The organism is Pseudomonas sp. NPDC089534 (genome assembly GCF_044749305.1).
GTDB lineage: Bacteria > Pseudomonadota > Gammaproteobacteria > Pseudomonadales > Pseudomonadaceae > Aquipseudomonas > Aquipseudomonas ekonensis.
Map to the genome: position 1 here is coordinate 20,908 of NZ_JBIVHR010000022.1, position 10,148 is coordinate 31,055.

Sequence of the window (10,148 nt, forward strand, 5' to 3'; positions counted from 1 at the left end):
CCGGTTTCGGGGTCGCTGCGCGACCCGGCGGGAGCAAGCTCCCTCGCCACAGGTTCGGTGTTCGACCAAATCGGCGTTCCCCGTGGCAACGCTGGTTGACCCAAGGCATCTGTGATGAAATGCGACCCCAATCTCTATCGCGCAGCGCCGCCGTCACTTGCCGTGAAACCCCGTCTGATCCGCCATCTGTTCCTGCCGCCCCTGGTCATCGCGCTGATGGTCGGACTAGGCTGCCTGGGCTTTTGGACCAGCGAGCACTTCGGCATCCGCAGCCTCGGCGAAAACGGCCAGCGCCAGCTGGAGCTGCACGCCCGGGCGGTCGAAAGCGAGATCAGCAAATACACCTACCTGCCGAGCCTGCTGGAACTCGAAACCAGCGTCTCGCAGTTGCTCGACGACCCGACCCCGGAACACCGGCAGACGGTCAACGACTACCTTGAAGGCCTGAACCGGCGCAGCCGCAGCCGGGCCATCTACGTGATGGACACCACCGGCCGCGTGATGGCCACCAGCAACTGGCGCGACGTCGACAGCTACCTGGGCGAAGACCTGTCCTTCCGCGCCTATTTCCAGAAGGCCGTGCGCGGCCAGCCCGGCCGTTTCTACGGCATCGGCAGCACCAACGGCGAACCCGGCTACTACCTGGCCCACGGCCTGGAGGAGCACGGCAAGATCATCGGCGTCGCCGTGGTCAAGGTGCGGCTGGAGGCCATGGAGGAACGCTGGCAACGGGCGCGGCTGGAGGCGTTCGTCAGCGACGAGAACGGCATCATCATTCTCTCCAGCGACCCGGCCCGGCGCCTCAAGTCCGTGGTGCCGCTGAGCGACGAGACCAAGGAAAAGCTCGCCCGCAGCCTGCAGTACTACTGGTTCCCGCTCAACGAACTGCAACCGCTGGCCCGCGAGACCCTGGCCGAAGGCGTGGAGAAAATCACCTTCCCGGCCAACAGCGAACTGGGCAGCGACGAGGAGAACATCAGCTATCTGGCTCAGACCCGGCCGCTGAGCGACACCCCCTGGAACTTCACCCTGCTCACGCCGTTGCAGGACCTGCGCCGCGAGGCCATCAACCAGGGCATCCTGGTGGCCGTCGCGTTCGCGCTGGTGGCGTTCCTGCTGATCGCCTGGAACGAACGGCGCAAGGTGATCGCCACCCGCCTCGCCGCCCGCGAAGCCTTGCAGGAAGCCAACAACCAACTGGAGCGGCGGATCGCCGAGCGCACCGCCGACCTGCGCGCCAGCAACGACCGCCTCAAGGGCCAGATCCGCGAACGGCGCCAGGCCGAGGAAACCCTGCGCCGGGCCCAGGACGAACTGGTGCAGGCCGGCAAACTGGCGGCCATCGGCCAGATGTCCACCAGCATCGCCCACGAACTGAACCAGCCGCTGGCGGCGATGCGCACGCTGTCGGGCAACACCGTGCGCTTCCTTGAGCGCGGCCAGCTCGACGTGGCCAGCACCAACCTCAAGACCATCAACGACCTGATCGACCGCATGGGCCGGATCACCGCCAGCCTGCGCTCGTTCGCCCGCCGCGGCGACGACAAGGGCCGCGCCAGCCTGGGCAAGGCCGTGGACGCCGCGCTGCAAGTGCTCGGCGCACGCCTGGAGAACACCGCCCTGCAACTGCACCGCCGGTTCGACGACGTGCAGGTGCAGATCGACCAGACCCGCCTGGAACAGATCCTGGTCAACCTTATCGGCAATGCGCTGGACGCCATGCAGGCGCAACCGCTGCCGGCGCTGTGGCTGGAAGGCGAGACGTTCGACGGCAAGTACCGCCTGCGGGTGCGCGACAACGGCCACGGCATCGACGCCGAGGCGCGCAAGCACCTGTTCGAGCCGTTCTTCACCACCAAACCCGGCGAACAGGGCCTGGGGCTGGGCCTGACCCTGTCCGCGAGCCTGGCCGCCGCCACCGGCGGGCACCTGGGTGTCGAACACCCGGCCGACGGCGGCACCACCTTCGTCCTCAGTTTACCGTTGGTAAGCCCCAACCCTGCCGAGCCGATATGAACAACGACCTTAGTGTGCTGATCGTCGAAGACGACCCCCATGTGCTGCTCGGCTGCCAGCAGGCCCTGGCCCTGGAGGACATTCCCTGCATCGGCGTGGGCAGCGCCGAAGAGGCGCTGGCGCGGGTCGGCGACGACTTCGCCGGGATCGTCATCAGCGACATCCGCCTGCCCGGCATCGACGGCCTGGAGCTGCTGACCCGGCTCAAGGCCCGCGACCGCAGCCTGCCGGTGGTGCTGATCACCGGCCACGGCGACATCTCCATGGCGGTCGGCGCGATGCAGAAAGGCGCCTACGACTTCATGGAAAAACCGTTCTCCCCGGAACGCCTGGTGGACGTCGCCCGCCGCGCCCTGGAGCAGCGCAGCCTGGCCCGGGAAGTCTCGTCGCTGCGCCGGCAACTGGCCGAGCGCGACTCCCTCGAAGGGCGGATCATCGGCCGCTCGCCGGCCATGCAGAACCTGCGCGAACTGATCGCCAACGTGGCCGACACCTCGGCCAACGTGCTGATCGAGGGCGAGACCGGCACCGGCAAGGAACTGGTCGCCCGCTGCCTGCACGATTTCAGCCGGCGCCACGGCAAGGCCTTCGTCGCCCTCAACTGCGGCGGCTTGCCGGAGAACCTGTTCGAGAGCGAAATCTTCGGCCACGAAGCCAACGCCTTCACCGGTGCCGGCAAGCGCCGCATCGGCAAGATCGAACACGCCGACGGCGGCACGCTGTTCCTCGACGAAGTGGAAAGCATGCCCCTGCCGCTGCAGATCAAACTGCTGCGGGTGCTGCAGGAACGCACGCTCGAGCGCCTGGGCTCGAACCAGAGCGTGGCGGTGGATTGCCGGGTGATCGCGGCCACCAAATCGGACCTGAACGAATCGAGCAAGGCCGGGGAGTTCCGCAGCGACCTGTATTACCGGCTCAACGTGGTGACCCTGGAACTGCCGCCGCTGCGCGAGCGCCGCGAAGACATCCTGCAGCTGTTCGAGCACTTCCTGCAGCAGTCGTCGCTGCGCTTCGACCGCACCGCGCCGGAGCTGGACAACCAGACGCTTTCGAGCCTGATGAGCCACGACTGGCCGGGCAACGTGCGCGAGCTGCGCAACGTCGCCGAGCGCTTCGCCCTGGGCCTGCCGGCCTTCAAGAAGTCCGGCGCCGGCAGCGCCGGCCAGGGCCTGGCGTTCGCCGAGGCGGTGGAGGCCTTCGAGCGCAACCTGCTGGGCGATGCGTTGCAGCGCAGCGGCGGCAACCTGACCCAGGCCAGCCAGGAACTGGGCATGGCCAAGACCACGCTGTTCGACAAAGTGAAAAAATACGGCCTGAGCCATTAAGCGAGATCACAGTGGACCTGATTCTGAAAGCGGCAATCGGCGCGGCGGTGGTGGTGATTCTCGCCGCGCTGTCCAAGACCAAGAACTACTACATCGCCGGCCTGGTGCCGCTGTTTCCCACCTTCGCCCTGATCGCCCACTACATCGTCGGCAAGGGTCGTTCGGTCGACGACCTGAAGACCACCATCGTGTTCGGCATGTGGTCGATCATTCCGTACTTCGTCTACCTGGCGACGCTGTATGTGATGGTCGACCGGATGCGCCTGGAAGCGTCGCTGGCCTTGGCGGCGGTGGCCTGGCTGATGGCGGCGACGGTGCTGGTCACGGTCTGGGTGCGCCTGCACAGCTGAGCCCCGCCAAGGGCGCCCGGCCGGGGCGCCTCAGCGCCCGTAGACCTTGTCGAGCTGCGCCGGGGTCAGCGCATCCTCGAACGGCACCGGCACCGACTTCACCGCACCGTAGAGGTTGCGGTAGCGCCAGTAGTCGCCGCCGCGGTTCAGTTGGTAACCGCGCTCCACCACCCGCTGGCCGTCGAGCACATAACGCAGGGTTTCCTGGGCGGCCGCTGGCGCCGGCGGCTGCGTCAGGTCGGCGGCGAGCACCCGCATGGCCTCGTCGATGCACTCGTCGAGCACCGCGGTGACCTTCGCCAGCTCAAGGCTGCCGTCGTCGATGCATTTCTGCCCGCAGCGACGGATCGGCTGGCTGGCCACTTCGATGCTCATGCGGTACAGCGGCGACCCGGCGATGTCCTGGACCTGCACCTGATTGATCAGCAGAAAACTGCCGCGGTCGGCCGTCAGCATCAGTTTGGGTTCGATCACCAGACGCGCGGTGACCTGGCCCTCGCCCTGCTTGAGCCCGGCCGCCTGCGAAGCCTGCGCAAAGCGCTGCTGCAGGCGTTCCTGCACCGGGATGCCGGCCAGCAGGTCGGCCAACGGCCGGGATTCGTTGAACGCAGCCTTTTCCGCATCGCGCTGCAAGGTGCCGCTGCCCATCTGGGTGTTGATCAGGCTGGCGACCATGATGCCGGCCAGCCCCGCGCTGTTGCCGGAGCTGGCGACCAGGTTGTGGCTGGAGGACTGGGCCTTCAGCGCGGCCTTGGAATCGATCACCGTGCTGGCGCCGACGAAGTCCGGCGGCACCTGCACGTCGACCTTCAGCCCGTGGGCCTGCACGTAGGGCAACGCGGACGGATCCTTGAAGCCGGCCGGCGGCAGCGGCTTCTGGGCGCAGCCGGCCAGCGCCAGCAGCACCGCCGTCAGCAGGGCCGGCGCACCGGCCGCCGCGAAACGGCGCTTCATTGCGCGAACGGGGTGATCATTTGCTGACGGCTGTCATCCATGGCCTGGTAGAAGGCGTTGGACAGGTTGGCGTAGTTCGGTTCGTCCCACTCGCCCTGGGCGGCCTGGGTCACGACAAAAGGCTTGAACCACAGCAGCCGGTTGTCCGAAAGGTCCACCACCATGCCCTGCCCGCTCACCTGCGCCATCGGCGCGCTGGTCGGCACGATGCTGTAGTAGCTGCGTGTGGCGCCGGTGGCGTACACGTTCACCAGCACCAGACGGTCGACGCCGTAGGTGGCCTTGAGCGCCGTCAGGTCTCGGCTCATGTAGCCTTCACGGAACGACACTTCCTTGTAGGACGCCAGGTTCAGCGGCTCTTCGATGCGCTTGGCCTTGTAGCCCTTGGCCTGCAGCTTGGCGACGATCGCATCCGGCAGGGTGTTGAGGTCGCGCACCTGCCAGGTTTCGACGTTGTCGCTGAGCTTGCTGTTGACGCCCTTGTTGATGGCCAGGTCGAGCAGCCCCTGATTGCCGGTCAAAGCCAGCACCGGTACGGGCACGGCGTTGATCGCCACGCCGATGGTCGGCTCCTTGGCATCCCAGAACTGATTGTCCAGCGGTACGGGCGGCTGCACGTGGGCGCAGCCGGTGAGCGTCAGGCAGGCGAGCAGCGTCAACACAGCCCAGGTGCGGAAAGCGCGGTACGTCATGGATCAAATCCCTATGCTTGAAATCATCGCTGTCATTGCGGCAGCGGAAAGGCGGCAATAGTGGCACATTGATATTTTTTTGACGACTGGAAATTGTCGCCCATGACGATTTCTTGCTCCGGCGTCCCCGACAGCCCTGAATCAAAGCAGATTGTTGCCCGCCACCGGCCCGATCCGGGCCCAATGCGAGGTGTCTTCCCGGTGCGCTTGCAGGTACGGCAAGACCGCCGCCAGCAGCGGCGCCTTGAACGCCTCCTGGAAACGGTGGGCCAACCCCGGAATCAGCCGCAGTTGGCTGCCCTGGATATGCGCCGCCAGGTGCACGCCGTGCATCACCGGCAGCAGCGGATCGGCGGTGCCGTGCACCACCAGCGTCGGCACGCGCAACCGGTTGAGCAGCGCCACCCGGCTCGGCTCGGCGAGGATCGCCATGATCTGGCGCTTGACGCCTTCGGGGTTGAACGCCCGGTCGTAGGCCACCGCCGCCTGATGCAGCAACGCCTGGCGGTCGTCCTGCACCGTCGGGCTGCCCAGGGCCGCCAGCAGGTCGGCCTGCTGCTCCAGCGCCACTTCGCGGCTCGGCGCACCGCGCCGCGACAGCAGCTGCACCAGCGCTGCGCTCGGCGCCGGCAAACCCTCGGCGCCGGAACTGGTCATGATCAGCGTCAGGCTCTCCACCCGCTGCGGCGCCATGTCCGCCAGGTGCTGGGCGATCATCCCGCCCATGCTCGCCCCCAGCACATGGAACCGCTCGACGTGCAGCGCATCCATCAGGCCCAGCGCGTCGTCGGCCATGTCGGTCAGGCTGTACGGCGCCGACACCGGCAGGCCGAGCTTGTAGCGCAGCACCTCGAACGTCAGGTTGGCCTCGGCGGGCGCCTGCCGCCAGGTGGACAGCCCCACATCGCGGTTGTCGTAGCGGATCACCCGAAAGCCCTGCTGACACAGGGCGACCACCACCTCGTCGGGCCAGTGGATCAGCTGCCCGCCCAGCCCCATCACCAGCAGCAGCGCCGGATCCGACGCCCGGCCGATGCTCTGGTAGGCCAGGCTCACCTGCGCAAGATCGACCCGCTCGGTCGGCACATCCACATCGCAACGCGATGCCGCCCATGAGGGCAGGCCGAACACCAGCGCGGCCAGCAAAAGAAATAAACGCATGAAAAACACCGAAACGCAGAACCCCAGTAGAGCGCGAGTCTGATGAAGTTTGTTCAAGCGCGCTGCCACAGTTGCGTGACAGTTTGATGAAGGTTGCCGAACGGTCGTCTCCGGTGCCGCAGGAGCGTCGCGGCACGACGCTCCACGGCCAGCCCCGTCAGGCCAGCTGACTGCGCAACTGCCGCGCCGCCGCCACCATGTTCACCAGCGCCGCTTCCGTCTCCGGCCAGGCGCGGGTCTTCAGGCCGCAGTCGGGGTTGACCCACAGGCGCTCGGCCGGGATCCGCTTCACCGCCTTGTGCATCAGCTTGACCATCTCGGCCGTGTCCGGCACCCGCGGCGAGTGGATGTCGTAGACGCCCGGGCCGATGTCGTTCGGGTAGTCGAACGCTTCGAAGGCCTCCAGCAGTTCCATGTCCGAGCGCGAGGTCTCGATGGTGATCACGTCGGCGTCCATGTCGGCGATGGCCTGGATCACGTCGTTGAACTCGCTGTAGCACATGTGGGTGTGGATCTGGGTTTCGTCGCGCACGCCGCTGGCGCACAGGCGGAACGCCTCCACCGCCCAGTCCAGGTAGTCCTGCCATTGCGCCCGGCGCAGCGGCAGGCCTTCGCGGAACGCGGCCTCGTCGATCTGCACGATGCGGATGCCGGCGCTCTCCAGATCCACCACCTCGTCACGCAGGGCCAGCGCCAGCTGTTGCGCCTGCACCTTGCGCGGCACGTCTTCGCGGGGGAACGACCACATCAGCATGGTCACGGGACCGGTCAGCATGCCCTTCATGACCTTGCCGGTGAGGCTCTGGGCGTAGGTGATCCAGTCCACGGTCATGGCTTTCGGGCGGCTCAGGTCGCCGTAGATCACCGCCGGTTTCACGCAGCGCGAACCGTAGCTCTGCACCCAGCCGAAACGGGTGAACAGGTAGCCGTCCAACTGCTCGGCGAAGTATTCGACCATGTCGTTGCGCTCGGCCTCGCCGTGCACCAGCACGTCCAGCCCCAGGCGCTCCTGCACCTGCACCGCGTGGCGGATTTCGCTGTGCATGGCATCGGTGTAGTCGTTGGCCGACAGCTTGCCTTGCTTGTAGGCCTGGCGGGCCAAGCGGATCGAACCGGTCTGTGGGAACGAGCCGATGGTGGTGGTGGGAAACGCCGGCAATTGCAGGTGCGCCTGTTGCGCGGCGATGCGTTGGGCAAACGGCGAACGGCGCTGGCTGTCCTTGTCGCCGATCGCCTTGATCCGTGCCTGTACTTCAGGCTTGTGGATGCGCGGCGACTGCGCGCGGCTCTGCGCCACGGCGCGGCTGTCGGCCAGCGCAGCCTGCACTCCGGCCGCGTGCGGATCGTTCAGCGCATCGCGCAGCACGGCGATCTCGCCGCACTTCTGCACGGCGAAGGCCAGCCAGCGCTTGAGTTCGGGATCGAGTCTGTCTTCGCGTTCGAGATCCACCGGGCTGTGCAGCAACGAGCAGGAGCTGCTGACCCACAGGTTGTCGCCGAAGCGCTCCTGCGCCGCCTGAAGCTGCGCCAGCGCCTGTTCCAGTTCACAGCGCCAGACGTTGCGGCCGTTGACCAGGCCCACGGACAGGATCTTGTAGGTGGGCAGCCGGTCCAGCACCTGGCCCAGTTGCTCCGGCGCCCGCACCGCGTCGATGTGCAGGCCCTGCACCGGCAGGCTCACGGCCAGGCCGAGGTTGTCCTCAAGCCCGCTGAAGTAGGTGGCCAGCAGCTTTTTCAGCGGCGAGTACTGAAGAATGTTGTAGGCGCGCTCGAAGGCGTTCTTCCACGCTTGCGGCAGGTCGAGCGTCAGGATCGGCTCGTCGATCTGCACCCACTCCACGCCTTGGGCGGCGAGGCGGCCGAGGATCTCGCCGTACACCGGCAACAGGCGCTCCAGCAGGTCCAGCTTGTCGAACCCGTCGCCCTTGGCCTTGCCCAGCCACAGGTAGGTCAACGGGCCGATGATCACCGGCTTGACGTTGTGGCCCAGCGCCCTGGCCTCTTCGACTTCATCGAACAGTTGTTCCCAGCTGAGCTTGAAGGCCTGGTCGGCGGTGAACTCGGGGACCAGGTAGTGGTAGTTGGTGTCGAACCACTTGGTCAGCTCCTGGGCGTACTGGGTCTGGCCGTGTTCGCCGCAGCAACTGGCCGAGGCGCCACGGGCCATGGCGAACAGGGTGTCCAGGGTCGGCAGGCCGCGGGCGTCGAGCGCGCCGGCGAAACGCTCGGGGATCACGCCGAAGGTCAGCGAATGGGTCAGCACCTGGTCGTACCAGGCGAAGTCGCCGACCGGCAGCAGGTCGATGCCCGCATCCTTCTGCAACTGCCAGTGGGCCGCTCGCAGCCCGCGCCCGACCTGCTCCAGGGCCGCCCGGTCGAGGTCGCCCTTCCAATAGGCTTCCAGGGCCTTTTTCAGTTCGCGGTCGGCGCCGATGCGCGGAAAACCAAGGGTGTGGGCTACGGCCATGTCGAAGGTGCTCCATCAGTAAAAGATGGCGCCATTGTCGACAGCCCGACCAACATGAGACAAACTCAACCTTTTCGTGTTGACTACAAATTTTGTTCATGGAGCCTGCGGTGCTTGAGATCCGCCACCTGAAAACCCTGCATGCCCTGCGCGAAGCCGACAGCCTGGTCGATGCCGCCGACCGCCTGCACCTGACCCAATCGGCGCTGTCCCACCAGTTCAAGGAACTGGAGGAGCGCATGGGCATGCCGCTGTTCGTGCGCAAGACCAAACCGGTGCGCTTCACCAGCGCCGGCCTGCGCCTGCTGCAACTGGCCGACGCCACCCTGCCGCTGCTGCGCGCCGCCGAGCGCGACATCGGCCGGCTGGCCGGCGGCACCGCCGGACGCCTGCACATGGCCATCGAGTGCCACAGCTGCTTTCAGTGGCTGATGCCGACCATCGACCAGTTCCGCGACGCCTGGCCGGAGGTGGAGCTCGACCTGGCTTCAGGTTTTTCCTTTGCGCCCCTGCCGGCGCTGGCCCGCGGCGACCTGGACCTGGTGGTCACCTCCGACCCGCTGGAGATCGCCGGCCTGACCTACGTGCCGCTGTTCACCTACGAAGCCATGCTCGCGGTGGCCAACCAGCATCCGCTGGCGGGCAAACCGTACATCGTCCCCGAAGACCTGCTGACCGAGACGCTGATCACCTACCCGGTGGAACGCGACCGGCTGGACATCTTCACCCGCTTCCTGGAGCCGGCCGACATCGAGCCGGCGCAGGTGCGCACCTCGGAACTGACGGTGATGATGATGCAACTGGTGGCCAGCGGCCGGGGCGTGTGCGGCATGCCGCACTGGGCGCTGCACGAGTACAGCTCGCGGGGCTACGTGAAGGCCAAGCGGCTGGGGGAGAAAGGCCTGTTCGCCACGCTTTACGCCGCGATCCGCGCCGACATGCTGGACGCGCCGTACATGCGCGACTTCCTGCTGACGGCCAAGGACACCTCGTTCTCGACCCTGGACGGCGTCAGCGCCGTGCGCTGATCGCTTTGTGGGCGGTCTTGCCTTTGTCCTGCGGCGCCTTCACTGACGCCATCGCCAGCAGGCTGGCTCCCACAGGTTCCGGGGCGTTCTCAGAGGCAGGGTTGAACCGAACATTGTGAGAGCTTGCCTGCAAGCGATGAGGCCGGCACATCCGG

General features: G+C 66.8%; 8 protein-coding genes. 4 read left to right on the forward strand and 4 right to left on the reverse strand.

Features of this window, described 5'->3' with window-relative positions; genetic code table 11:
- Positions 1-114 precede the first annotated feature (114 nt).
- From ACIP0B_RS09395 to ACIP0B_RS09405, 3 genes are read left to right on the forward strand one after another with little or no spacing between them, the layout of a single operon-like run.
- Complete coding sequence (locus ACIP0B_RS09395) at positions 115-2,016, forward strand: ATP-binding protein (RefSeq protein ID WP_400831410.1); 1,902 nt, start codon at positions 115-117, stop codon at positions 2,014-2,016.
- Entirely contained in the window at positions 2,013-3,341 is a 1,329-nt protein-coding gene (locus tag ACIP0B_RS09400; RefSeq protein ID WP_217890739.1) for a sigma-54 dependent transcriptional regulator, read from the forward strand. The genes ACIP0B_RS09395 and ACIP0B_RS09400 overlap by 4 nt, the downstream gene beginning before the upstream one ends.
- 20 nt (positions 3,342-3,361) lie before the next feature.
- Positions 3,362-3,691, forward strand: coding sequence for a GlpM family protein (locus ACIP0B_RS09405; protein WP_400831465.1), 330 nt, complete (start codon positions 3,362-3,364; stop codon positions 3,689-3,691).
- Between the two features lie 30 nt (positions 3,692-3,721).
- On the opposite strand, the gene ACIP0B_RS09410 is transcribed toward ACIP0B_RS09405, so the two are convergent.
- From ACIP0B_RS09410 to metE, 4 genes are all read right to left on the reverse strand, one after another.
- A complete protein-coding gene (locus tag ACIP0B_RS09410; RefSeq protein WP_400831412.1) occupies positions 3,722-4,645 on the reverse strand; it encodes a hypothetical protein in 924 nt (307 codons plus the stop codon).
- Complete coding sequence (locus ACIP0B_RS09415) at positions 4,642-5,337, reverse strand: hypothetical protein (RefSeq protein WP_400831413.1); 696 nt, start codon at positions 5,335-5,337, stop codon at positions 4,642-4,644. Before ACIP0B_RS09415 ends, ACIP0B_RS09410 begins: the two co-directional genes overlap by 4 nt.
- Before the next feature lie 141 nt (positions 5,338-5,478).
- The gene (locus ACIP0B_RS09420; protein WP_400831414.1) at positions 5,479-6,498 is read right to left on the reverse strand and encodes an alpha/beta fold hydrolase; all 1,020 of its coding nucleotides are present in this window, start codon (positions 6,496-6,498) and stop codon (positions 5,479-5,481) included.
- A 157-nt stretch (positions 6,499-6,655) separates the two neighbouring features.
- The gene (metE, locus tag ACIP0B_RS09425; protein ID WP_400831415.1) at positions 6,656-8,965 is read right to left on the reverse strand and encodes a 5-methyltetrahydropteroyltriglutamate--homocysteine S-methyltransferase; all 2,310 of its coding nucleotides are present in this window, start codon (positions 8,963-8,965) and stop codon (positions 6,656-6,658) included.
- Between the two features lie 110 nt (positions 8,966-9,075).
- On the opposite strand from metE, the gene metR reads away from it, so the two are divergent.
- Entirely contained in the window at positions 9,076-9,993 is a 918-nt protein-coding gene (gene metR, locus ACIP0B_RS09430) for a transcriptional regulator MetR (RefSeq protein ID WP_400831417.1), read from the forward strand.
- The last annotated feature ends 155 nt before the right edge of the window (positions 9,994-10,148 follow it).